Origin of the sequence: Nonomuraea guangzhouensis, assembly GCF_019396345.1 — a bacterium.
Taxonomy (GTDB): domain Bacteria; phylum Actinomycetota; class Actinomycetes; order Streptosporangiales; family Streptosporangiaceae; genus Nonomuraea; species Nonomuraea guangzhouensis.
Genome location: NZ_JAHKRM010000007.1, coordinates 395,901 through 417,868 on the forward strand (window position 1 = coordinate 395,901; position 21,968 = coordinate 417,868).

Annotated in this window: 23 protein-coding genes and 3 tRNA genes; 12 read left to right on the forward strand and 14 right to left on the reverse strand. The window is 70.2% G+C overall.

The features are described 5' to 3' along the window. Positions 1 to 145 precede the first annotated feature (145 nt). Genes KME78_RS16840 through KME78_RS16865 form a run of 6 tightly spaced genes read left to right on the forward strand, consistent with a single transcriptional unit; the run spans position 146 to position 8,046 of the window. Complete coding sequence (locus KME78_RS16840; protein ID WP_219529850.1) at positions 146 to 1,903, forward strand: ABC transporter substrate-binding protein; 1,758 nt, start codon at positions 146 to 148, stop codon at positions 1,901 to 1,903. A 57-nt stretch (positions 1,904 to 1,960) separates the two neighbouring features. After that, a complete protein-coding gene (locus KME78_RS16845) occupies positions 1,961 to 2,956 on the forward strand; it encodes an ABC transporter permease (protein WP_219529852.1) in 996 nt (331 codons plus the stop codon). Then, a complete protein-coding gene (locus tag KME78_RS16850; RefSeq protein ID WP_219529854.1) occupies positions 2,953 to 3,825 on the forward strand; it encodes an ABC transporter permease in 873 nt (290 codons plus the stop codon). The genes KME78_RS16845 and KME78_RS16850 overlap by 4 nt, the downstream gene beginning before the upstream one ends. Continuing rightward, positions 3,822 to 4,763, forward strand: coding sequence for an ABC transporter ATP-binding protein (locus KME78_RS16855; RefSeq protein ID WP_219529856.1), 942 nt, complete (start codon positions 3,822 to 3,824; stop codon positions 4,761 to 4,763). Before KME78_RS16850 ends, KME78_RS16855 begins: the two co-directional genes overlap by 4 nt. Further along, a complete protein-coding gene (locus tag KME78_RS16860) occupies positions 4,763 to 5,638 on the forward strand; it encodes an ABC transporter ATP-binding protein (protein ID WP_219529858.1) in 876 nt (291 codons plus the stop codon). The genes KME78_RS16855 and KME78_RS16860 overlap by 1 nt, the downstream gene beginning before the upstream one ends. Next, positions 5,635 to 8,046, forward strand: a complete 2,412-nt coding sequence (locus KME78_RS16865; protein WP_219529860.1) for a glycoside hydrolase family 2 protein — start codon at positions 5,635 to 5,637, stop codon at positions 8,044 to 8,046. Before KME78_RS16860 ends, KME78_RS16865 begins: the two co-directional genes overlap by 4 nt. Here KME78_RS16865 and KME78_RS16870 read toward each other — a convergent pair. Continuing rightward, positions 8,025 to 8,531 (reverse strand): GNAT family N-acetyltransferase, encoded by a 507-nt coding sequence (locus KME78_RS16870; protein WP_219529862.1) that lies wholly within the window; start codon positions 8,529 to 8,531, stop codon positions 8,025 to 8,027. The genes KME78_RS16865 and KME78_RS16870 overlap by 22 nt on opposite strands. 151 nt (positions 8,532 to 8,682) lie before the next feature. Here KME78_RS16870 and KME78_RS16875 point away from each other — a divergent pair, with 151 nt between their 5' ends. Then, entirely contained in the window at positions 8,683 to 8,844 is a 162-nt protein-coding gene (locus tag KME78_RS16875; RefSeq protein ID WP_219529863.1) for a hypothetical protein, read from the forward strand. Here KME78_RS16875 and KME78_RS16880 read toward each other — a convergent pair. Further along, complete coding sequence (locus tag KME78_RS16880; RefSeq protein ID WP_219529865.1) at positions 8,841 to 10,403, reverse strand: phospholipase D family protein; 1,563 nt, start codon at positions 10,401 to 10,403, stop codon at positions 8,841 to 8,843. The two genes, KME78_RS16875 and KME78_RS16880, sit on opposite strands and share 4 nt — an antisense overlap. A 10-nt stretch (positions 10,404 to 10,413) precedes the next feature. Further along, a complete protein-coding gene (locus tag KME78_RS16885) occupies positions 10,414 to 11,751 on the reverse strand; it encodes an amidase (protein ID WP_219529867.1) in 1,338 nt (445 codons plus the stop codon). A 149-nt stretch (positions 11,752 to 11,900) separates the two neighbouring features. Here KME78_RS16885 and KME78_RS16890 point away from each other — a divergent pair, with 149 nt between their 5' ends. Both KME78_RS16890 and KME78_RS16895 read left to right on the forward strand, forming a co-directional pair. Beyond that, on the forward strand, positions 11,901 to 12,242 hold the full coding sequence (locus KME78_RS16890) for a PadR family transcriptional regulator (RefSeq protein WP_219529869.1): 342 nt from the start codon (positions 11,901 to 11,903) through the stop codon (positions 12,240 to 12,242). Next, positions 12,239 to 12,712, forward strand: coding sequence for an HAAS signaling domain-containing protein (locus KME78_RS16895; protein ID WP_219529871.1), 474 nt, complete (start codon positions 12,239 to 12,241; stop codon positions 12,710 to 12,712). Before KME78_RS16890 ends, KME78_RS16895 begins: the two co-directional genes overlap by 4 nt. An 8-nt stretch (positions 12,713 to 12,720) precedes the next feature. On the opposite strand, the gene KME78_RS16900 is transcribed toward KME78_RS16895, so the two are convergent. From KME78_RS16900 to KME78_RS16935, 8 genes are all read right to left on the reverse strand, one after another. Next, positions 12,721 to 12,797, reverse strand: a tRNA-His gene (locus tag KME78_RS16900). Positions 12,798 to 12,799: 2 nt separating this feature from the next. Beyond that, a tRNA-Arg gene (locus tag KME78_RS16905) sits at positions 12,800 to 12,872 on the reverse strand. A 4-nt stretch (positions 12,873 to 12,876) separates the two neighbouring features. After that, positions 12,877 to 12,949 (reverse strand) — tRNA-Met (locus KME78_RS16910). 174 nt (positions 12,950 to 13,123) lie between these two features. Continuing rightward, on the reverse strand, positions 13,124 to 13,999 hold the full coding sequence (locus KME78_RS16915; RefSeq protein WP_219529873.1) for an ADP-ribosylglycohydrolase family protein: 876 nt from the start codon (positions 13,997 to 13,999) through the stop codon (positions 13,124 to 13,126). Between the two features lie 38 nt (positions 14,000 to 14,037). Continuing rightward, the gene (locus tag KME78_RS16920; RefSeq protein ID WP_219529875.1) at positions 14,038 to 14,955 is read right to left on the reverse strand and encodes a cation diffusion facilitator family transporter; all 918 of its coding nucleotides are present in this window, start codon (positions 14,953 to 14,955) and stop codon (positions 14,038 to 14,040) included. A 63-nt stretch (positions 14,956 to 15,018) separates the two neighbouring features. Next, entirely contained in the window at positions 15,019 to 15,813 is a 795-nt protein-coding gene (locus KME78_RS16925) for an SDR family NAD(P)-dependent oxidoreductase (protein WP_219529877.1), read from the reverse strand. Continuing rightward, entirely contained in the window at positions 15,803 to 16,528 is a 726-nt protein-coding gene (locus KME78_RS16930; RefSeq protein ID WP_219529878.1) for an SGNH/GDSL hydrolase family protein, read from the reverse strand. Before KME78_RS16930 ends, KME78_RS16925 begins: the two co-directional genes overlap by 11 nt. Before the next feature lie 125 nt (positions 16,529 to 16,653). After that, on the reverse strand, positions 16,654 to 17,388 hold the full coding sequence (locus KME78_RS16935; protein ID WP_219529879.1) for an AraC family transcriptional regulator: 735 nt from the start codon (positions 17,386 to 17,388) through the stop codon (positions 16,654 to 16,656). 67 nt (positions 17,389 to 17,455) lie between these two features. On the opposite strand from KME78_RS16935, the gene KME78_RS16940 reads away from it, so the two are divergent. Together KME78_RS16940 and KME78_RS16945 are read left to right on the forward strand one after the other, a co-directional pair. Continuing rightward, positions 17,456 to 18,808: an MFS transporter gene (locus tag KME78_RS16940; RefSeq protein WP_219529989.1), complete on the forward strand. Its 1,353-nt coding sequence runs from the start codon at positions 17,456 to 17,458 to the stop codon at positions 18,806 to 18,808. 34 nt (positions 18,809 to 18,842) lie between these two features. Further along, positions 18,843 to 19,547, forward strand: a complete 705-nt coding sequence (locus KME78_RS16945; protein WP_219529881.1) for a ferritin-like domain-containing protein — start codon at positions 18,843 to 18,845, stop codon at positions 19,545 to 19,547. Positions 19,548 to 19,581: 34 nt separating this feature from the next. On the opposite strand, the gene KME78_RS16950 is transcribed toward KME78_RS16945, so the two are convergent. Further along, positions 19,582 to 20,175 (reverse strand): HD domain-containing protein, encoded by a 594-nt coding sequence (locus KME78_RS16950; protein WP_308126986.1) that lies wholly within the window; start codon positions 20,173 to 20,175, stop codon positions 19,582 to 19,584. Then, positions 20,172 to 20,393 (reverse strand): cold-shock protein, encoded by a 222-nt coding sequence (locus KME78_RS16955; protein WP_219529883.1) that lies wholly within the window; start codon positions 20,391 to 20,393, stop codon positions 20,172 to 20,174. The genes KME78_RS16950 and KME78_RS16955 overlap by 4 nt, the downstream gene beginning before the upstream one ends. 77 nt (positions 20,394 to 20,470) lie before the next feature. Here KME78_RS16955 and KME78_RS16960 point away from each other — a divergent pair, with 77 nt between their 5' ends. Beyond that, entirely contained in the window at positions 20,471 to 21,100 is a 630-nt protein-coding gene (locus KME78_RS16960; RefSeq protein ID WP_219529885.1) for a hypothetical protein, read from the forward strand. Here KME78_RS16960 and KME78_RS16965 read toward each other — a convergent pair. Beyond that, entirely contained in the window at positions 21,073 to 21,876 is an 804-nt protein-coding gene (locus KME78_RS16965; protein WP_219529887.1) for an SAM-dependent methyltransferase, read from the reverse strand. The genes KME78_RS16960 and KME78_RS16965 overlap by 28 nt on opposite strands. Between the last annotated feature and the right edge of the window lie 92 nt (positions 21,877 to 21,968).

A 21,968-nucleotide genomic window follows, 5' to 3' on the forward strand; every position in this document is an offset into this window, starting at 1 on the left:
TTAGCCCGCCTCGCCGGAACCTCGTGGCGTCTTGACCCGAATGTCCCTGGGCTATTGACGCGCACGGCGCACAAATTTACGTTCGCGGTACTTACCCGGTTCAGTTCGGGACCTCCGCCGCGTGCCGGCGGGGAAGGAGAGCGAGATGCGACAAGGGGCGCGGATCCTCATTCCGCTCCTGGCAGCGGGCTTGGCCGCCGCCGCGTGTACCGGCGGCGGCGCCACACCGACCGTTCCGAACTCCCAGCCGGCGAGCGGGCTCGCCGCGAACCCCGGCAATCCCGGCTCACTGCCCCGCAACGAGACCCTTTACACAACGGGCACCCAGTGGGGACCGCCGGCCAATTTCAACCCGATCCGCGAGTGGGACTCCGCGGTCGGCACCAAGGGTCTGGTCTACGAGACGCTGTTCCACTACGACCCCAACGCCGCCGAGCTGACCCCGTGGCTCGCCGAGAGCGGTGGCTGGACGAGCGACACGGTGTACGAGGCGAAGATCCGCACCGGAGTCACCTGGGCGGACGGCCAGGCGATGACCGCCAAGGACGTCGTGTTCTCCTACGAGCTCGGCAAGATGAAGACTGTGCCGTTCCACAACGTCTGGGACTGGCTCAAGAGCGTGGAGGCGCCCGACGAGCGGACGGTCCGCTTCACCTTCTCCAAGGCCAACTACCAGGAGTGGGACTTCAACCTCTACAACCGCGTCATCGTCCCCGAGCACATCTGGCGCGGCCGGTCCGAGGAGGACGTGCTCAACGGCGTCAACGACGATCCCGTCGGCACCGGGGCGTACAAGTTCCAGAGCCATGACCAGGACCGGGTGGTCCTCGTGAAGCGGGACGGCTGGTGGGGCAAGACGGCGCTCAACATGGACCCGAAGCCCAAGTACATCGTCGACGTCGCCACGCCCAGCAACGAGGTCGCGATGGGCCTGCTGCTCCAGAAGGGCATGGACATCAGCAACAACTTCCTGCCCGGCGTGGCCAACCTGGTCAAGGGCAACTTCGGCATCAAATCCTTCTACGACCAGCCGCCGTACATGCTGTCGGCCAACACCGCCTGGCTGGTGCCCAACACCACGAAGAAGCCGATGGACGACCCCGCCTTCCGCAAGGCGCTGGCCGCCTCCGTCGACACCAAGAAGATCGTCGAGGGCGTCTACGGCAACCTGGTCAAGGCGGCCAGCCCGACGGGCCTGCTGCCGCAGTGGGAGCAGTTCGTCGACCAGGGCGTGGTGGCCCAGAGCGGATTCTCCTTCGACGTGGCCAAGGCCAAGAAGACGCTGGCCGACGCCGGCTACAAGGACCGCGACGGCGACGGGCTGGTGGAGGGCAAGGACGGCGGCAAGATCAACCTGACCCTCATCGTGCCCTCCGGCTGGACCGACTGGATGGAGGCGGCCCGGGTCATCGCCGCCAGCGCCAAGGCGGCCGGCATCAACGTCGAACCCGACTTCCCCGACTACAACGCGCTGGTCGAGAAGCGCGGCAAGGGCGACTTCGACCTGCTGCTCAACAACGAGCGCCAGCTGTCCAACACGCCGTGGACCTACTACGACTACATGTTCCAGCTACCGATCCAGAAGACGCAGAACGTCGTCAACTTCGGCCGCTACGAGAACAAGAGGGCCTGGGCCCTGGTGCAGCAGCTCGACCAGGTCAAGACCGACGACGTCGCGGGCATGAAGGCGCTGACCGGGCAGCTGCAGAAGATCCATCTGGACGAACTGCCGATCATCCCCCTCTGGTACAACGGCCTGTGGGCCCAGTCCAGCGTGAGCGTGTGGAAGAACTGGCCGTCCGCGGCTCAGGGCGCTCCCAAAACGGCGCCCGCCATGTGGCGCAACTGGCTCGAACTCGGCGGTTTCGAGACACTCACCCAGCTCCAGCCCGCCGCGTCCTGACCCTCTCGCCCTCTCCTCCCGGGCCTCCGGGGGAGAGGGCCCTCAGGGAGACCTCACGTGCGCCAATACTTCGGCCGGAAACTCCTGATCTACGGGCTGACCTTCGTCGTCGCCGTCACCGTCAACTGGATGATCCCGCGCTTCATGCCCGGCGACCCGGTGGCGAGCATGCTGTCGAGGGCCCGCGTGACGCAGCCCGCGGCCGTCGAGGCGATGCGGGTCTACTACACCAACCTGTTCGGCTTCGACCAGCCGATGTGGCGGCAGTACGTCAACTTCTGGGCGGCGCTGCTGCACGGCGACTTCGGCATCAGCATCTGGGTGTTCCCCACCCCGGTCAGCACAGTGATCCTCAACGCCGTGCCGTACACGCTCGGGCTGATGATCCCCGCCATCCTGCTGAGCTGGGTCGTCGGCAACCGGTTCGGCGCGTACGCGGCGCGGCGCAAGCTGCTCGACAACACGGTCCTGCCGATCGGGTACGTGCTGACGGCCACGCCGTACATGTGGCTGGCGGTGATCCTGGCCTGGGCGCTGGGCGTCATCGCCGGGCTGTTCCCGGTGGCCGGGGGCTACAGCTTCTCGATGCAGCCCAGCTGGTCGATGACGTTCCTGCTGGACCTGCTGCATCACTGGGCGCTGCCGTTCCTGTCACTGTTCCTCGTGGCGCTCGGGGGCTGGGCGATCGGCATGCGAAATATGATCATTTATGAGCTTGAATCGGACTACGCGAACTATCTGGCCGCGCTCGGCGCGCCCGCCCGGCTGATCCGCCGCTACGCCTTCAGGAACGCGGTGCTGCCGCAGGTCACCGGCCTGGCGCTGCAACTGGGCGTGCTGGTGGCCGGGGCGCTGGTGACGGAGATCGTCTTCTCCTATCCGGGGCTGGGCAGCCTGATCCTGCGGGCGATCCAGAACCAGGACTTCTTCCTGCTGCAGGGCGCGTTCATGTTCATCGTGATCGGCGTGCTGGTGGCCAACTTCGTCATCGACATCGTCTACGTCATGATCGATCCCAGGACCAGGGCCGGAATGGCGGGTGCCCAGGCATGACGACCCTCTCGGGCGTGCGCGGCGTACGGCGGGAGGCGCTGTACTTCGCCGTACGCAACGGCAAGCTGCTGGCCGGGTTCGGCCTGGTGCTGTTCCTGCTGCTGCTCGGCCTCCTCGGCCCGGTGCTCCTGGGCACGGCGGAGCCCAACGAGTACGTGGCCGGGCCGATGCTGCCGCCCTCCTCGGAACACTGGTTCGGCACCACGACGTTCGGCCAGGACGTCTTCACCCAGTTCACGCACGGGCTGCGCACGACGTTCGCCGCCGGGGCGCTGGGCGGCGGTGTCGCGGCGGTCATCGCGATGGTGATCGGCTTCACCGCCGGTTACCGGGGCGGGATCGTGGACGAGGTCCTCAACATGGTCACCAACATCGTGCTGGTCATCCCGACGCTGGCCGTGCTGCTCATCATCAACGCCTACCTCGGCATCCGCAGCGTCGGGGTCCAGGCGCTGTTCATCGGGCTGACGTCGTGGCCGTGGGCGGCGCGGGCGATCAGGGCGCAGACGTTCTCGCTGCGTACCCGCGACTTCGTGGACCTGGCCAGGCTGAGCGGCGTACGCACGGGGCGGATCATCGCGCGGGAGATCGCGCCGAACATGAGCTCCTACCTGTTCATGACGTTCATCCTGCTGTTCGGCGGCGCGATCCTCATCGCCTCCTCGCTCGACTTCATCGGCCTCGGCCCCACCCAGGGCATCTCGCTCGGGCTCATGCTGCAGAACGCCACCCAGTGGAGCGCGCTGCAACTGGGCCTGTGGTGGTGGTTCGTCCCGCCCGGCGCGGCCATCACCGCGATCGTGGGCGGCCTGTACGTCGCCAATGTCGGCCTCGACGAGGTCTTCAACCCGAAGTTGAGGGTCACATGAGCCTGCGCGTCAACGACCTGAGGGTGTACTACCGCACTCTCCAAGGCGAGGTGAAGGCGCTCGACGGGGTGTCGTTCGCGATGGCCGACGGCGAGATCCTCGGCCTCGCCGGCGAATCGGGGTGCGGCAAGACCACCCTGGGCAAGAGCCTCATCCGCATGGACGGCCGGATGCGCCACGCCGGCGGCACGGTCGAGCTCGACGGCCGCGAGCTGCCGATCTCCGACGACCGGCGGATGAACGAGTTCCGCTTCCACGAGGTGTCGCTCATCCCGCAGTACTCGATGAGCGCGCTGAACCCCACCCGCAAGATCGGCAAGATGGTGGCCGAGCTGCTGCGATCGCGCGGCGCCGCCCTCGACGTCAAGGAGCTCGAAAGCCGCCTCGACCTCGTCGGCCTGCCGCGCGAGGTGCTGAACCGCTACCCCATCGAGCTGTCCGGCGGCATGAAGCAGCGCATGGTGATGGTCATCTCGACGCTGCTCGACCCGTCGCTGCTCATCGCCGACGAGGTCACCTCCGCCCTGGACGTCTCCACGCAGAAGGCGGTCGCCAAGGCCCTGCTCGGCCTCCGCGACGGCGGCTACGTCAAGAGCATGATCTTCATCACCCACGACCTGGCGCTCACCGCCCGCATCGCCGACACGATCATGGTGATGTACGCCGGCAAGCTGGCCGAGAAGGCGCCCGCCGAGCAGGTCATCAAAGCGGCGCGCCACCCGTACACCCGGCTCCTGATCAACTCGCTGCCCGAGGTCGGCGTCCGGCATGACGACCGGAGGCTGTCCGGCATCGCCGGCAGCCCGCCCTCGCTGCTCGACCCGCCGGAAGGCTGCCGCTTCCGCGACCGCTGCCCGCTGGCCGGCGAGGAATGCCTGGCGGAGCCACCGGCCGTGGAGATCGAGCCGGACCATTTCGTCGCGTGCTGGAAGGCCTGATGCTGAGACTCGACAACGTCACGAAGGTCTACAAGGTCGGGACGTTCGGCGGCAAGGCCGTCACGGCCGTGGACGGGGTGAGCTTCGACGTCCGGCCGGGCGAGGTCGTCTCCCTGATCGGGGAGAGCGGCAGCGGCAAGAGCACGATCGGCCGCATGATCCTCGGCCTGACCTCGGTCACCGGCGGCTCGATCACCGTCGACGGCGTCCCGGTCAAGCCCGGCAAGGAGTACTACCGGGGCGTGCAGGGCGTCTTCCAGGACCCGTTCAGCTGCTACAACCCGGTGTTCAAGGCCGACCGGGTGTTCCGCATGATCAAGGAGACGTACTACCCGTCGGTCCCCGAACCCGCATGGGCGGAGCGGGTGCGCGCGGCCGTCCAGGACGTGCGGCTCAACCCCGGCGAGGTGCTCGGCAAGTACCCCCACCAGCTCAGCGGCGGCCAGCTCCAGCGGCTGCTGATCGCCAGAGCGCTGCTGCTCGACCTCAAGCTGCTGGTCGCCGACGAGATCACCAGCATGCTCGACGCCTCCACCCGCATCGACGTGCTGAACCTGCTGGCCGACCTCAAGACCCGCGGTCTGGGCGTCCTGTACGTCACCCACGACCTGTCGCTCGGCAACTACCTGGCCGAACGCACCGTGGTGCTGCGCCGCGGCCAGGTCGTCGAACGGGGCCTGACCGGCAAGGTCTTCGGCGACCCCCTGCACCCCTACACCCGGCAGCTCGTCGCCGCCGTGCCCAGGCTGCACGCGCCCTGGGAGGACGCCGTGCCTGCCGACACCTGCCTCTACCACGAGAAAGGCGCCTCCGGCGGGCTGCTGGAGGCCGAACGGGACCACTTCGTGGCCTGCGCGTGTGGGGAGATCGCTTGACCGCCTATCGTCCGTTGCACGACGGCTGGACCTTGGCGCCTGGGGGCGTCTCGGCGAACGTACCCGACCGCGTACCTGACGGCGTGCCGGCGACCGTGCCGGGCTGTGTGCACACCGACCTGCTGGTGGCGGGCCTCATCGACGACCCCTACCTCGACGACAACGAGAACCGGCTGGCCTGGATCGGCCGGACGGCCTGGGTCTACACGACCACGTTCGACTGGACGCCGGACGAGCACCAGCGGACCGACCTGGTCTGCGACGGGCTCGACACCGTCGCCACGCTCACGCTCAACGGGGTCCGGCTCGGCGGCACCGCCAACCAGCACCGCTCGTACCGCTTCCCGGTCCGGCACCTGCTGCGCGCGGGCGCCAACACGCTCACCGTGCGCTTCGACCCCGCCCTCGCCTACGCCGAGGCGATGCGGGCCGCGCTCGGCGACCGGCCCGGCGCGTACGAGGCGCCGTACCCGTTCATCCGCAAGATGGCCTGCAACTTCGGCTGGGACTGGGGACCGGCCCTGACCACGGCCGGCATCTGGCGGCCCATCGGGCTGGAGAGCTGGAGCGGCGCCCGCCTGGCCGAGATCCGTCCGCTCGTCCACGTCGCGGACGGCGGGAGGGGCGTGGTCGACGTGCACGTCACCGTGGAGCGGGCCACCGAGGAGCCGCTCACGCTGTCGGCCGAGGTGGCGGGCGTCTCGGCGGACCTGCGGCTGGCCACCGGGCAGCGGCGGGCCGTTCTGTCGATGTCCGTCCCCGATGTCCGCCTGTGGTGGCCCCGCGGGTACGGCCCGCAGCACCTGTACGACCTGACCGTGCGCCTCGGCGACGACACGGCGCACCGCAGGGTCGGCTTCCGCACGATCGGCCTGGAGCACGAGGCGTTCAAGCTGACCGTCAACGGCGTCCCCGTGTTCGTCCGGGGCGCCAACTGGATCCCCGACGACTGCTTCCCCTCAAGGATCACCCGCGACCGCCTCGCCACCCGCTTCGCGCAGGCGGCCGGCGCGGGCGTGAACCTGCTGCGCGTGTGGGGCGGCGGCCTGTACGAGAGCGACGACTTCTACGACCTGGCCGACGAGTTCGGCCTGCTGGTCTGGCAGGACTTCCCGTTCGCCTGCGCCGCCTACCCGGAGGAGGAGCCGTTCCGCTCCGAGGTGACCGCCGAGGCCCGCGAGAACGTCACCCGCCTCACCCCGCACCCCAGCCTGGCCGTGTGGTGCGGCAACAACGAGAACCTCGAAGGCCACGCCGACTGGGACTGGCAGGACCGGCTGCACGGCCGCAGCTGGGGCGCCGGCTTCTACCACGACCTGCTGGCCGCCATCGTCGCCGAACTCGACCCCACCCGCCCGTATCTGCCGGGCAGCCCTTTCTCCGACCCGCCGGACCTGCACCCCCAGACCCCCGCCACCGGCACCGTGCACCTCTGGAACGTCTGGAACCGCGAGGACTACACCCGCTACGCCGCCGTCACCCCGCGGTTCGTGGCCGAGTTCGGCTTCCAGGGCCCCGCGGCGTACGCGACGATGCGCCGCGCCATCAGCGGCGAGCTCGCCGCCGACGCCCCGCTGGTGCTGCACCACCAGAAGGCTGAGGACGGCAACGACAAGCTGCTGCGCGGCCTCGGCGCGCACCTGCCGCGGCCCGCCACGTTCGACGACTGGCACTACCTCACCCAGCTCAACCAGGCGCGCGCGATGGCGTTCGGCATCGAGCGCTTCCGCTCGCTCGCGCCGTACTGCATGGGCACGATCATGTGGCAGCTCAACGACTGCTGGCCGGTCACCTCCTGGTCCGCCGTCGACGGCGACGGCCGCCGCAAGCCGCTCTGGTACGCGCTGCGCCGCGCCTACGCCGACCGCCTGCTCGTCGTGCGCGACGGCGCGGTCTTCGTGGTCAACGACGCGGACGCGCCGTGGCGGGGCGACCTCCTGCTGGTACGGCATGGCCTCGGCGGCGAACCGCTGGCCAAGGAGATCGTCCCGATCCGCGCGGCACCCCGGTCGGTGAGCGGGTTCGACCTGCCCGCGGGCGTCGGCGTCCCCGACGACCCGCGGCGCGAGCTGGTCGTCGCCCAGCTCGGCGACCGCCGCACGGTGTCGTTCTTCGCGGAGGACACGGAGGTCGCCTTCCCCGAGGCGGCCTGGGAGGCGCGCGCCGAACGCGGGGACTCCGGCTACCTGGTCACCGTGACGGCCCGTACGCTGCTGCGCGAACTCGCCCTCTTCCCCGACCGGCTGGATCCGGCGGCGTCGGTGGACGACCTGCTGGTCACGCTGCTACCGGGGGAGACGGCGACCTTCCGCGTCACCGGCGGCGCCGACCTGGACATCGAGGCGCTCACCCGCCACCCCGTCCTGAGATGCGTCAACGAACCCCGTCAGGGGCGCAGCACGGAGTAGAGGAGCTGGTCGTGCCAGCGCCCGCCGCGCCACTGGGCCCGCCGGATCACCCCTTCACGCTCGAACCCGGCGTTGGCCAGCGCACCCTGCTCGGCGAGGTTGGTGACGTCGGTGATGGCCTCGATCCGTTCGGCCCGGGTGTGGGCGAACAGGTAGTCCACGAGGTCCCGGTGCGCCCGGCTGCCGACGCCCTTGCCGCGGTAACGCGGGAACACCACGATGGCCAGCGTCCAGCACCAGGAGGTGTGCGCCGGCCCCCAGAGCCGCTGCGACCAGCGCACCCACCCGGCCACGTCACTGCGGGCGTCGATGGTGAGATAGCCGCCTTCGGGTCCCAGCAGGCCGTTCGCCTCGAACTCGCGGCGCATCACATGAAGGCTGCGATGGCCGAACCACTGCAGCTCGCCGGTCCCCTTCGGGCCGGCCCCATGCTCCTCGAACACATCCAGGTCCGCCTCGCGGACCGGACGCAGGCTCACGTTCACTCGGGTTCCCTTTCCTCGGCGCGAGCCGTACAGGATAGGGGAGCGCCCAGCTCACCGATCAAGGAGGGGTGGGGCCTCCGGCGCAAGCGATCTTCAAGGCGATCGCAACCACGGTCGTCGCATAATCGACGACCACTCCGAGGAGGCCTCCATGAACCTACGACGGAAGTTGTCCTACCTGTTCGGTGCCCTCACGTCGATCGTCTTGGCGGCCTTCGCCCTGGGCGACCCGGCGTCCGCCATGATCGCCGCCGAAGGACCCCGTCCGGAGGAGCCGGACGCCCCGGCGACCGATGAGCAGGCCGCCGCCTAGAACGTTCTGGATCGACGCAGTGACGCGGGGCGTCCGTCGGGATCGATCGCGAGGCGGTAGAGCGGCGCGGCCAGCAGCCCGCGCACCCGGGGCAGCTCAGGGCAAGGATGCGGGCGCAGCCGGCCCGGCGGTCGCGGCCCCGCGCGGCCGCCGGCGTGCCAGGCTTCGAGCCGCGCCGCGGACTCGGTGAAGGCGTCGAACGCGGCCACGGGATCGCACAGCCCATCGCGCTCCGCGCCGTCCCCGGCCAGGTCCAGATGCTCGCTCATCAGCGACAGGCGCAGCTCGCGGGCGAACCGCCGGGCGCCGTACGGCTCGCGCGGATCCTCCTCCTCATCGAGTATGGCGCAGCTCAGCTCCGAGTCGTAGCTCCAGGAACGCAGGTTGACGTTGTCGGAGCCGACACTCGCCCACACGTCGTCGACCACGCAGACCTTGGCGTGCACGTAGACGGGCGTGCCCTGATGGTTCTCCAGGTCGTAGACCGCGACCCGGTCGCCGCCCGCGCGCAGCAGCCGCTCGAGCGCGTGGACCCTGCCGATCAGGCTCGCCGGCCCGGCCAGCCAGCCGTCCTGGTCGGGATGGCGGGGCACCACGATGATCATCCGCAGGCCGGGCTCGCGTTCCAGCGCCTCGGCGAACGGCTCGATCACATCCGTGGACCACAGATACTGATCCTCCAGATAGACCAGCGAACGGACCCTCCCGAGCACCTTCTGGTAGGCGTGCGCCACGCTCCGCTCGCCGTCCGGCGCGAACGGGTAGGCGCTGCGCCTGGCGGGATAGGTACGCAGGAGCTGCACGGCGTGCCGGCCCGCCGGAGGCGGCGGCGGCCCCGGCTCGGGCAGCGGGGGAACGTCGTCCATGCTGGCGAAGTGGTCGCGCAGCCGCCTGACCGGATCCCTGGTCTCGGGCGCGGGATCCTCCCACCGCTCGCAGAACACCTTCTCCGCCTCCGCCACCGCGGGGCCGCGGATGGCGACCTGGACGTCGTGCCACGGAGGGCGGCGGCCGTACTCGGGCGGCATCGGGCAGGGCTGCGGGTCGCCGAGGTGGTCGGCGGTGTCACGGCGGCTGTGACACAGGTCGATGCCGCCGAGGAACGCCACGTCGGTCACCGGATCCTCGTCATGGCGGAGGATGACGAACTTCTGGTGGTGCGAGCCACCCGGCTTGGTCCGCGTGTCGAGGACGGCCTGCCCGCCCGCGGCCTCGATGTACTCACCCAGATGCCGGTTCTCGGCCGAGCTGAAGCGCAACCGGTCCAGGTGCGAACGCCAGATGAGCCCCCTGACCAGCGCACCTCTGTGCGAGGCCGCGGCCATCGCGTCGCCAAGGGAGGGCCCGTCCTCGGTGAGCCGCTCGTCGGGATCGCCGCGCCAGTCGGCGAACAGCAGTAAGTCGTCCTTGTTCAGCGCCTCAAGGCAGGTCTTCAGCTCGGCGAAGTAGGTCGCGCCGTGAATGAGCGGGCGCACGTCGTTGCCCGTGGACCAGGCGTCGAGCTTGGTCGCCGGATTGCCGCGTTCCTGCTCCGTGAGGAACCAGTCCTGGATCCGCATTCGCTTCCGGCTACCCGGGCAGCGGCCCTCCATGCGCGGCTTCGAACAGGAGATGCTCCCGCCCGGGACGGCAGATGAGCTGCAGCCCTACCGGCAGGCCACGCACCGTTCCGGCCGGGACGCTCAGCGCCGGAAAACCGAGCACGTTCCACGGACTGGTGAAGGCGAGCAGCGCGGCTCGCACGGCGACGGACTCGCCGTCCAGTTCGGTCGCGCGCTGACCGAGGAACGGCGCGGTGATCGGCACGGTCGGCAGCGCGACCACGTCATGCCGGTCGAACAGCGCGCCGACGACCTCGGCGTGCCGGGGCCGGGCCCGTACGGCCCGTACGTACCTCCAGCCCGGCATCTCGGTGGCGACACGCAGACGTTCGAGCACCTCGGGATCGAACAGCTCGGGCGCCTCGGCCAGCCGTGCCGCGTGCACCGCCGCCGCCTCGCTGCTCTGAATGGCGGTGTACGTCTCGCGCAGTTCCGCCGCCTCGTCCGCCGATAACGCGAGCTCCTCCAGCGGCCCGGTTCCCGCCTCCAGGGCCTGGCGGGTCGTCCGGGCCACCTGCGCGTCGCACGCGAACAGGCCGGTGGGATCGAGCCAGGCGACACCTCTCGACGGCCGGTCGTCCACCCGCGCGCCACCCGGAACCAGGGACCGGTAGGCGACCAGGCAGTCCTGCTCGTGGCCCGCGAGCACGCCGACATGGTCGAGCGTCTGCGCCAGGGGAAAGACGCCGTCCACCGGAATCGCCCCGTACGCGGGCTTGAACCCGGCGACCCCGCACAGAGCAGCCGGAATCCGGACCGAGCCACCGGTGTCGGTGCCGAGCGCGAGCGGAACCATGCCCGCCGCCACGGCCACCGCGCTGCCGCAGCTGGAGCCGCCCGGCATGCGCGCGGGATCCCACGGATTACGCGACGGCCCGGCCGCGGAGCGATCGCCCGTGGGACCGTACGCGAACTCGTGGGTGTTCGTCTTGCCGACGATGACGGCGCCGGCCGCACGCAGCCGCGCCACGCAGGCGGCGTCGGACACCGCGGCGTGGCCGGCGAAGTGCCGCGAACCCATGCTCACCGGCAGCCCGGCGACCATGATGAGATCCTTCACCCCGACCGGCACCCCGTGCAGCGGACCGCGGTCGAGCCCGCCGCCCAGCTCCTCGTCCGCCCGCCGCGCCGCGGCCCGCGCCCCGTCGGCGTCCACGGTGACGAACGCGTTGAGCAGCGGATCGAGCTCGGCGATGGCGTCGAGCGCGAGCCGTACGAGCGCCGTCGAGGTGGTCCTTCCCTCGCGCAGGTCCCGCGCGAGGTCGGCGATGGTACGCCCGGCGAAGGGACCGGGGGAGGTCGGCATGGGGCGGCCCTCTCTGGAGCTTTGGGTCGGTCGGCGTCCAGCCTGAGGACCGACGGCCCGCTCAGGGCGGAAACCCGAAGATCGTGACAAACCGGTAGCCGGAACGGCATCCCACGCGGATCCTTGCTTCGCAAGGTAGCATGCACAGCATGGAAATCCCGGCTGGTCTTGCCACGGCCCTCCGTCGCGGAACCCTGGAGTTCTGCGTCCTGGCCCTGCTCGAAAACGAGGAACGCTACGGCGTGGAGCTGGTCACCCAGCTCGCCGCGGAGACGGCCCTGACGACCAGCGAAGGAACGCTCTACCCCCTGCTGTCGCGGCTGCGCAGAACCGGCCTGGTGGCCACCACCTGGCAGGAGTCACCCGCCGGCCCACCCCGCCGCTACTACTCGCTGACCAGCCACGGAAAGGCGGCGCTGGCCCACTTCCGGTCCGAATGGGTCGCCTTCCGCGACGCCGTGGACCACATCGTCGGAACGGAGTACAGATGACCCACTCAGTTGATCCCTTAGACCGGCTCGTCGAGGACTACCTGGCCGAGGTCGCCCGCGCGACCGCCTCACTGCCCGCCGGCCGGCGCGACGACCTCATCGCCGACCTACGCGAACACATCGCGGTGGCCCGCTCCGGGCTGCACCCCCCGACGGCGGCCGGGATCCACACGATCCTGGACCGCCTCGGCGAGCCCGCCGCCATCGCCGAGGAGGCCCGCCTGAGCGAACCGGCCTCGGCGGCCGCTTCGAGCGCCTCTTCACCTGCCGCGCCCACGATCTCCCAGTCCGCGGTCCCGAGCCAGAACTCGCCGAGCACCGCGACGCTGGTGCTGGGCGTGCTCCTCGTCCTCATCGTGATCATGGTCGGCGCCTGCGCGGTGACCCTTTTCGGGCCCGACCCGGACGACGACGACGCGTCATCGGTGCTCAACTCCCGCACCTCACAGACGGCCCTCGCACTCAGGTAACGCCGACGTGGGGTGGCCGACGGGACTTGAACCCGCTGTCACCAAGATCACAACTTGGTCCCTCGATCGCTTCGGGATCGGCCACAGTGCCTTCGGCCGGATTCGAACCGGCGTCCTCCTGCTCCGCAAGCAGGTGCGCTCTCCGCTGCGCCACGAAGGCCCGGTAGCGGGTGTGGGGATCGAACCCACCTGAAACGGCTTATGAAACCGCCGGGCACACCAGCACCCTCACCCGCTGTCGGGGGAAACAAAAAACCGCCCAGACCGTGTGGTCCTGGGCGGCTCGCCGACTATGACGTCAGTGACCCCAGGGCATACGGCCATGGCGGCGGGCCATGTGTCGCATCTTGTCGCTCGTGAGGTTCGTCATGTCCTGAAGAATGCCGGACAGATCATCGTCGGGGCAACACATTATTCATTGAGCCAGGCCGGCAGCGGTTCGCAGGAGTCCAGCCAGCCGCGCGGCAGCGGGATGCGGACCGCGACGATCCCGCCCACGATGGCGCAGGTGGTGTCGATGTCGCCGCCGGCCGCGGCGGTGGTCCAGAAGGCCCGCTCGTAGTCGTCGAGGTGGCGGGCGGCGGCCCACAGCGTGAACGGCACCGTGTCCTGGGCGGAGACGTTGCGGCCGTTGCCCAGGGTCTGGGCGGCGAGCACCGGGTCGCTGATGGTCAGCAGGCGCCGGGCTTCGCCGATCCCGTAATGGACCTGGCTCAGCGGGGTGTGGTCAAGGATCTGGTCGAGGAAGCGTCCGGGCGTGAGCTCGGGCTGGGTGGCGGCGACGGCGGTCGCGACGGCCACGGCGACGGCGCCCGCGACGGCTTCGGCATGGGTGTGCGTGACCTCGGCGGAGGCTCGTGCCTGCCGTACGACCTGCGGCAGGTCATCGCCGAACCACGCGCCCAGCGGGGCCACGCGCATGGCCGCGCCATTGCCCCACGAGCCCTTGCCGTCGAACAACTCCGTGGCCAGCGCGCGCCAGTCGCCGCCCTCGCGTACCAGGCGCAGCATCCGGTTGGTGGCCGGGCCGTAGCCGCGGTCGAAGTCATGGCGGTCGGCGAACCCGGCGGCGAGGTCGTCCTGGTCGATGGTGCCCCGGCCGGCCAGGGCCAGGTAGATGGAGCAGGCCATCTCGGTGTCGTCGGTCCACTGCCAGGGGGCGGGTGGCAGGGTCCGGTCGGTGAGGGCCTGGCGGTTGGCGGGGACGAAGAACTGGGAGCCGAGCGCGTCGCCCAGGGCCAGGCCGTACAGCGAGGCGGTCGCGCGAGTCCGGGGGTCAGACAGCATTGCCGTCCATTCTGGCACCGATCGCACCGGAGAGCCTCCTAGGAAGCCCGCTGCGGCGGTGTCGGCTGCAGGTACACCGCCGACGCGATCGACACCCGTTCCCTGATCCGCCGTTCCGTCTCCGCCAGCGCCTGCGCGGCCCCCTCCACGTCGTCCGACGGGTGCATCGTGACCCGGGCGGCCACCAGCAGGTCCTCCGGCCCCAGGTGCAGGGTCCGTACCTGGGTGAACTCCTGGATGGACGGGTCGTCGTCCAGGACGTTCTCGATGGCGTCCTGGACGGCGGGCTCGGCCGCCTCGCCGATGATCATGCTCTTGGTCTCCCGGGCCAGCGTCACGGCCACGGCCACCAGCAGCAGCCCGATGGCGATCGAGCCGAGGCCGTCGAAGACGGAGTTGCCGGTGACCACCGTCAGCCCGACGCCGATCAGCGCGAACACCAGCCCGGCCAGCGCCGCCGTGTCCTCCAGCAGCACCACCGGCAACTCGGGCGCCTTCGCCTCGCGGATGAACCCGGGCCACGACCGGCTGCCGCGCTCGCGGTTGGAGTTGCGTACTGCGGTGCGCAGCGACAGGCCCTCCATGACGATCGCCGCCACCAGAACCCCGATCGCCCACGGCCAGCTCTCCAGCGGCCGCGGCTCGGCGATCTTCTCGTACCCCTCGTACAGGGCGAACAGTCCACCCCCGAAGAACAGCACGAGCGACACCAGGAACCCGTAGAAGTAGCGCTCGCGCCCGTAGCCGAAGGGATGGTCCGGGCTGGGCCCGCGCCGCGCCCGCCGGCGGCCGAGCATGAGCAGGCCCTGGTTGCCGGTATCGGCGATGGAATGGATGCCCTCGGCGAGCATCGCCGAGGAGCCGGTGAAGAAGAATGCCACGAACTTGGTGACCGCCACTCCCACGTTGGCGGCCAGCGCCGCGAGAGTCGCCTGGTGTGATCCGTCGCCGCTCATGACGCCCCCTCTACCCCGTCGGAGAGAATCTTTCAGGCGAATCTTGGGCGGGAGGCGCCGCGGTCAGGCGGCGGAGGCTCCGCCGTCGACGGGAAGAACCGTGCCGGTGATCCAGCGGGCTTCATCCGAAAGAAGGAACAGCGCCACGCGCGCCATGTCGTCCGGAAGGGCGATGAAGTTCAACGGTGTCCGGGCGGCCATGGCCCTCTTGGCCTCATCGGTCGGCAGCCACCGCTCGAGCATCTCGCTGAGCGTCGCCGAGGGGGCGATGGCGTTCACTCTGATGTTCTGGGCCGCGTAGCCGACGGCCGCGCTCATGGTGAGGCTGTTCACCCCCCACTTGGCCGCGCCGTAGGCGGGCAGTTCCGGAGCCGCGACCAGCCCGCTGATCGAGGAGGTGTTCACGATGGTGCCACCACCGCCGGCGAGCATCGCGCTGATCTGATGCTTCATCGCCAGGAACGTGCCCCGCAGGTTCACCGCCACGACCCGGTCGAACGCCGCCGCGTCAAGCTCGTGGATCCGGCCGGCGGCGCCGACTCCCGCCACGTTGAACGCTCCATCGAGGCCGCCCAGGCGTTCGACGGCGGTGGAGATCGCCTCGGCGACTGACTCCTCGCGCGTCACGTCGCCCACGACGAACGACGCCTCGCCGCCCTCGGCCGTGACCTCCTTACACAGCTCGGCGAGCCGTTCCTCCCTTCGCGCGATGGCGACGACCGAAGCGCCTTCGAGTGCGAACCGGCGCACCGCCGCGGCACCGATGCCACTCGATCCGCCCACGACCAGGACGCGCCGGTCCTTGAGCCGATCGGCGCGGAAGTCGAGCCGCTCGGGATGAACATTGTCAACAACCATGACATCCTCCGTCGGGGGCCGTGTCGGCGACAGCGACCGGCAGCGCGGCAAGCGCCGCGACCAGGTTCGCCGCCGCTATCGCATGGCCGCGAGCGTTGCAGTGGATACGGTCGCCGGCGAAGATGCCGGGGTCGGCGGCGAGCGGATGACCGTGGTTGTCCACATGGACTCCGCCGCACTCGGCCGCGATCCTGCTGGTGACCGCGTCCAGCCGGTCGAAACGCTCCGCCATCGGGCCGGCATGGGGATCCGGTACGAGGCCGGATCGCGCGAGGTCGAAGAGCCCGATGGTGACGAGCCGCGCTCCCTGGGCGACGAGCGGTCTGACGATGGAGGTCAGCTCGTCATGGAAACGCTCCTCGTCGAACGATCGCCGCAGCGCGTCGTTGCCCCCGGCCGAGATGATCGCCAGGTCTGGCCGCGACTCCAGCGCGGGGCCCAACTGCCTGTCGCGGATCTCGGCGGTGCGCAGCTCCGGCTCCGCGAGATTGCGATAACTGAACGACGGGTGCGCCGCGCTGAGCGCCTCGGCGACGCGCGCCGCGGCGTCCAGGTCGCGGTAACCGTCCAGCGGCCCCCGTACGCCGGCCGCGACACTGTCGCCGAGGACGACGAGGCGCCGCCATGGCGCGGAACGCAGCAGCGTCGCCGACCCCGCCGGCCATCGGCAGTACGGATCGTCCATCTCACGCCCATAGGCGGTGTCGGTCTTCATGATCAGGATCTCTCGGCATGGAAGATGGTCATGGGGAGCATTCCAGCAGCGGGACCGGGAATGGTCTGGCGGGTTTGCGACCACATCGACCACGTCGACGCCGGCGGCGCACAAGAAGATCGAAGTCAATGACTGAGCAGGTAGCGCCGGGGCGTGGTGCCGACCGTGCGGCGGAAGGCCGCCAGGAACGCGCTCGCCGTGGCGTACCCCACGCTGTGCGCCACCCGTGACACCGGCTGCCCCTCGGCCAGCAGCGGCAGGGCGGCGCGCAGCCGTACGTGCGTGCGCCAACGGTCGAAGCTCATGCCCGTGTCACGCGCGAACAGGCGCGTCAACGTCCGCCTGCTCACGCCCGCCGCGCGGGCGTGCGCCTCCAGGCCGCGCGGGTCGGCCGGGTCCGCCAGCAGGGCGGCCGCCACCATCCGGACGCGCTCGTCGGTGGGCCACGGCACGTCGATGGGCCGGGTGGGCAGCGGGCGCAGCAGGTCGGGCAGCACCGCCTCGGCACGCAGCCGCGCGTCGTCGCTGAGGTCGGTGCGGGCCAGGTACCCGATCAGCTCGGCCAGCAGGCCGTCGACGCCGACCGCCGTGGGCTCGGGCCAGTCCAGCGGGCAGCGCCCCGGCGCCAGGTACAGGCTGCACAGCACCGCGTCGCGGGTCGCGCCGGTCGCGTGGGTGACGCCCGCGGGCAGCCACAGCGCCCTGGTGGGCGGCAGGACCCAGTACAACCCGCCCACGTTGACGCTCAGGACGCCGCGGCGGGTCCAGGCGAGTTGGTGGTGGGTGTGGCTGTGCGGGGGGATCCATTCCCCCGAGGTCAGCGGGAAGTGGCCGACGATGATCGCGCCCATGTCCTCCATGCGACACAGTCTGGCCTCATCGCGGATTGTGGCCAAACGCGGTGGATCATAGCGTCGTCGGGTGCCGATGATCGTGTTGTGTCTCGTCCAGTTCATGCTCGTGCTCGATGACACCGTGGTGAACGTGGCCCTGCCCAGCATCCGCGATGAGCTGGGCTTCAGCGCGTCCGGGTTGCCGTGGGTCGTCAACGCCTACTTCCTGGCCTTCGGCGGGCTGTTGCTGCTGTGCGGCCGGATGGCGGATCTGCTGGGCCGTCGTCGTGTCTTCCTCGTCGGGGTGGCGCTGTTCGGGGTGGCCAGCCTGGCCTGCGGGCTCGCGCAGGAGCCGTGGCAGCTCCTGATCGGGCGGTTCGCGCAGGGCACGGGTTCCGCGATGGCCGGCCCGGCGGCGATGTCGATGATCACGTTGCTGTATCCGGGTTCGGAGGAGCGGGCCAAGGCGCTGGGCATCTGGGGCGGTATCGCGGCCCTGGGCGGAACCTCGGGCCTGGTGCTGTCCGGAGCGCTGACCGACCTGGTGTCCTGGCGCTGGATCTTCCTGATCAACCTGCCCGTCGTCGCCGTGGCCCTAGTGCTGCTTCCCCGTCTGGTCCCCGAGTCCCGCGCGCCCGGCCGGCGCCGCCTCGACGTTCCCGGCGCGGTCCTGGGCACCGGTGCCGCGGTGTCTCTGGTGTACGGGCTGCTCCGGGTGGGAGAGGCCGGCTGGAGCGATCCGCTCGTCCTCGGCGCCGTCGTGCTCTTCGCCGCCTTGGCGGTGGCCTTCCTGGTGGTCGAGTCGCGGGCGGTGGCGCCGCTGGTGCCCGGGTCGTTCCTGGCCTCGCGGACGCGGGCGGTCGCCAACGGCGCGACCCTGCTGTTCTCGATGGCGATGTACGCGATGTCGTTCCTGCTGATGATCCAGGTGCAGACCGTTCTCGGCTACAGCCCGCTCCTGGCCGGCATCGCCTACCTGCCTTACGGCGCCGGCATCCTGGCGGGCATGTGGCTGTCCGCCCGCATCTCGCTCAGGATCGGGACGCGCTGGGCGCTCCTGCTGGCGTTCCTGGTCGACATCGCCGGCCTGCTGCTGCTGTCCGGCGTGGCAGCGGGCGACTCCTACGCCGCCCACGTGCTGCCCGGCATGCTCATCCTGAGCGTGGGCAACGGGCTGAGCCTGCCCGTCATGGCCGTGACCGCGGTCGACGGCACCACCGAGGAGGACGCCGGTCTCGGCTCGGCCCTGTTCACCTCCGTCCAGCAGATCGGCGGCGCCATCGGGGTGGCCGCGCTGGCCGTCATGGGCTACTCGGGCGGTCTCATGGCGGGCGCGGTCTGCGTGGCGCTCGGCGCCGTGCTCATCGTCGTGCTGCTGCCCTCGCGTGCCCGCGACCCGCGGCCGTCCCCCCGAGAACATGCACAGAACCTCGACAGTCACCCGTAGGTTTTGCGCACAATCCGTTCGTACGGTGAATCGCATGAAGGATGGTGCCGACTTCGCCACCTGGGTGGCGAGGTTCGAAGCGGCGGCCGCGCGACGGCGCGCCGACGGCGATCCCGGTTGGCGGCGCAGCGCGTGTCTCCATCGGTCGGTGCTCGCGAGCATCCAGCGCTTCCAGGTCGGCGAGAGCGGCGACGGCGCCGCTCTGATCGCCAAAGCGGACGAAGCCGGAGACGACGCCTACAGCGCCGCAGTCCGGCTCTTCGTCGGAGAAGAGCAGAACCACGCCCGCATGCTCGCCCGCCTCCTGTCCGCCGCCGGCGCCCCGACCCTGCCCGGCCACTGGAGCGACACCGTCTTCGTACGATTACGCCGCATGCCGGGCTTACGCCGGGAACTGATGGTCCTGATGATCGCCGAGGTGATCGCGCTGCGCTACTACCGGGCACTGCGCGACGGCGCGGGCGATCCGCTCGCCGCCGACGTGGCCGCCCGGATCCTGGCCGATGAGGCGCGTCACGTCTCGTTCCACTCCCTGCGCCTCAGCCGGTCGTTCCGCCACCTCAACGCCGCGGGCCGGGTCGTGCTGGCGAGCTTGTGGTGGTGCCTGATGCTCGGCACGGTGACGGCGGTCGCCGTCGACCATGGTCTGGCGTTGCGCTGCCTGGGCCTGTCCCGGAGCCGCTTCGTCCGCGACGTGTGCGCGTTGTTCAGGGCAGCAGTCGCGGCGTCCGTACGGTGAGCGCGGCTCTGAGCATCTTCGACGATCGGGCTGGTCAGGGCTTGATCGGGTAGGCGCTCTGGAAAGCAAGTCTGCTGTCGGCGTCGTTCGCGACCCGCGTGATGAACTCGTCCAGCTCCATGAACACCTGCCATGGCGGTCGGCCGCTCGCGGCGGCCAGCCGGTCGACGATGAGCTGCTCGAGGTCGACCACCCGTTTCGCCTTCCAGATCTTGTCGGCGAGGCTGACGAAATGGTCCGCGAAATCCGTGTCGGGTGCGGTCCATGGGGCGTGGGTACGGGCGAAGCGAGCGAGCCGTTCTTCGACACCGTGGGAACGAAGGAGCTCGTAGCCGTCGGCCTCGTGGGCGGAGCCCGGTCCGGCCAGCTCGTCGAGGTGCAGGGTCTTGCCGATGTCGTGTGACGCGGCACCGAACAGGACCGCTTCCCGGTCGATCCGCACCGTGGCGTGCTGCGCGTCGAGCCAGCCGAGGATCTCGCAGGCCACCTCGTGAACCGCCCGCAAGTGGGCCGCGAGGCGCGGCGGCGCGTCCAGCGACTCCAGGAGGACGGCGACCCGGGGAGGGAGAGTGCGGAGGGGAGGGTCGCCGGGGTCGGTGAGCGCGTGGCGGAGGGACGCGGACGTCACAGCTTGCGGACGTTGAGCGCGCGGAACTGGAAGCTGTCCTGCTGCCCTTCCTCGATGTCGAACTGCACGACATCGCCCGGACGCAGCTCCCGGTAGCCGTCGCCGACGACCTCGCTGAAGTGGGCGAACGCGTCGCCACGCCCCTCGGGGAGGTCGGGGGAGGAGATCGCTCCCCAGCCCTGCTCAGCCTTCCAGAACTTCACCGTCCCGCGTGCCATGCCCCCAGTGTGCCACCGGCCGCGCCCAGGGCGGCCCAGGGCAGCCAGGCCAGGTCCCAGCGCATCTCCTGCGCGCGATGATCGAGGTTCGGACGCCTGACCCGTTCAGGGCATGGCCGGTCGCCGAGTGCGACGCGTTCGGCGGGCTCGCGCTCTCCGCGTGTGTTTCGCCGGCCGAGGTGGGAACGGTGATGGCCACGCTGGCCGACCTTCACGTACCGGACTGCGAAGAACTCGACGCGGACACCATCGTCAGGCGCCTGCTGGAGCAGGACGCCCTGATCGCACCAGGCGGCCTGGAACTGCACGACCCTTCCACCGGTGTGACCATCGTTCCCGGCTGCTGCGCGGGGCTGGAGGACTGGCGCGCCTGGTCGGATGCGCTGAGCGGCGACGATGTGTGGCTGGGCCACGATCCGGCCCCGTCGATCGCGGTGAACGGCGATCGGATGCGGGTCCGGCAGGACGGGGCGCTCGGTGAAGGCAGTGACTTCGTCGACGTGCCCGTCGCGCTGTTTCCCGCCCTTCTGGAGATCGTCCACCACGACCTGGTGGGCTTCCTCGGGCGAGTGGGGGAGTGGGCCGACGGCGTCACGCCGTCGCTGTCGGCGGCGTTGGTGCGCAAGGTGGATGAAGCGCTGAGCATCTCCGAACCGTTGAAGACAACCTCCGTCCGGGATTACGGCTTACGGCCGACGCCTCCGTAGAGCCAGCGCGTGGCCTCGGGGGCCAGGTCGTCCGGGTCGGGGTGCCAGGCGTCGATGGTGACCAGGCCGGGAGGCACCAGCTCGAATCCCTCGAAGAACCGCGCGACCTCCGCGTGCTCGCGGAAGTAGATCGGCGTCGGCGTGGCCGCGTACACGGTCTCGATCGCGGCCACCGCGTCCGCCGAGTGGCCGTCGCGGGTGACGTGGGTCATCGTGAGGTGGCTGCCGGACGGCAGGGAGTCGCGCAGCTGGGACATGACCGCGCCCCGCTCCTCCATGGTCAGGAAGTGCACCATGGCGATCATCAGGATGCCGACCGGCTCGTTGAAGTCGATGATCTTGACGGTTTGCGGGTGTTCGAGAACCTCGGAGGGGCGCCGCATGTCGGCGGCGGCCACGGTCGTGTTGTCGTCGGTCGCGAGCAGGGCGCGGCCATGTTGCAGCACGACAGGGTCGTTGTCGACGTAGACGACGCGGGCGTCGGGGATGATCTCCTGGGCGATCTCGTGCGTGTTGCCGACCGTGGGCAGGCCGGACCCGATGTCGATGAACTGCCTGACGCCCTGCCTGGCCATATGGCGTACGGCGCGGCGCAGGAACGCCCGGTTCTCCAGGGCCAGCTGGCGGACCTCCGGCATGGCCTTCTCGACTCGGCCGACGGCTTCCCGGTCGATCTCGAAGTTGTCCTTGCCCCCCAGGTAGTAGTCGTACATCCGGGCGACGCTCGGCCTGGTGACGTCGATGCCGCCAGGTACGTTCGCGTCCTGCTCCGTCATGAACGGCCCCCATCGCCTAGATCATTTCCCTAAAATTAGCGCAAATGTCGGACATGGCGCATCTAGCGGCTGACAAGAATCTTTACGCAGAA

Excerpts from the sequence above, each read along its gene's own strand:
- KME78_RS16840 (WP_219529850.1), top strand. The coding sequence starts at position 146 with ATGCGACAAGGGGCGCGGATCCTCATTCCGCTCCTGGCAGCGGGCTTG.
- KME78_RS16850 (WP_219529854.1), top strand. The coding sequence starts at position 2,953 with ATGACGACCCTCTCGGGCGTGCGCGGCGTACGGCGGGAGGCGCTGTAC.
- KME78_RS16855 (WP_219529856.1), top strand. The coding sequence starts at position 3,822 with ATGAGCCTGCGCGTCAACGACCTGAGGGTGTACTACCGCACTCTCCAA.
- KME78_RS16860 (WP_219529858.1), top strand. The coding sequence starts at position 4,763 with ATGCTGAGACTCGACAACGTCACGAAGGTCTACAAGGTCGGGACGTTC.
- KME78_RS16875 (WP_219529863.1), top strand. The coding sequence starts at position 8,683 with ATGAACCTACGACGGAAGTTGTCCTACCTGTTCGGTGCCCTCACGTCG.
- KME78_RS16880 (WP_219529865.1), bottom strand. The coding sequence starts at position 10,403 with ATGCGGATCCAGGACTGGTTCCTCACGGAGCAGGAACGCGGCAATCCG.
- KME78_RS16885 (WP_219529867.1), bottom strand. The coding sequence starts at position 11,751 with ATGCCGACCTCCCCCGGTCCCTTCGCCGGGCGTACCATCGCCGACCTC.
- KME78_RS16890 (WP_219529869.1), top strand. The coding sequence starts at position 11,901 with ATGGAAATCCCGGCTGGTCTTGCCACGGCCCTCCGTCGCGGAACCCTG.
- KME78_RS16895 (WP_219529871.1), top strand. The coding sequence starts at position 12,239 with ATGACCCACTCAGTTGATCCCTTAGACCGGCTCGTCGAGGACTACCTG.
- KME78_RS16915 (WP_219529873.1), bottom strand. The coding sequence starts at position 13,999 with ATGCTGTCTGACCCCCGGACTCGCGCGACCGCCTCGCTGTACGGCCTG.
- KME78_RS16920 (WP_219529875.1), bottom strand. The coding sequence starts at position 14,955 with ATGAGCGGCGACGGATCACACCAGGCGACTCTCGCGGCGCTGGCCGCC.
- KME78_RS16925 (WP_219529877.1), bottom strand. The coding sequence starts at position 15,813 with ATGGTTGTTGACAATGTTCATCCCGAGCGGCTCGACTTCCGCGCCGAT.
- KME78_RS16930 (WP_219529878.1), bottom strand. The coding sequence starts at position 16,528 with ATGAAGACCGACACCGCCTATGGGCGTGAGATGGACGATCCGTACTGC.
- KME78_RS16935 (WP_219529879.1), bottom strand. The coding sequence starts at position 17,388 with ATGGAGGACATGGGCGCGATCATCGTCGGCCACTTCCCGCTGACCTCG.
- KME78_RS16940 (WP_219529989.1), top strand. The coding sequence starts at position 17,456 with ATGATCGTGTTGTGTCTCGTCCAGTTCATGCTCGTGCTCGATGACACC.
- KME78_RS16945 (WP_219529881.1), top strand. The coding sequence starts at position 18,843 with ATGAAGGATGGTGCCGACTTCGCCACCTGGGTGGCGAGGTTCGAAGCG.
- KME78_RS16955 (WP_219529883.1), bottom strand. The coding sequence starts at position 20,393 with ATGGCACGCGGGACGGTGAAGTTCTGGAAGGCTGAGCAGGGCTGGGGA.
- KME78_RS16960 (WP_219529885.1), top strand. The coding sequence starts at position 20,471 with ATGATCGAGGTTCGGACGCCTGACCCGTTCAGGGCATGGCCGGTCGCC.
- KME78_RS16965 (WP_219529887.1), bottom strand. The coding sequence starts at position 21,876 with ATGACGGAGCAGGACGCGAACGTACCTGGCGGCATCGACGTCACCAGG.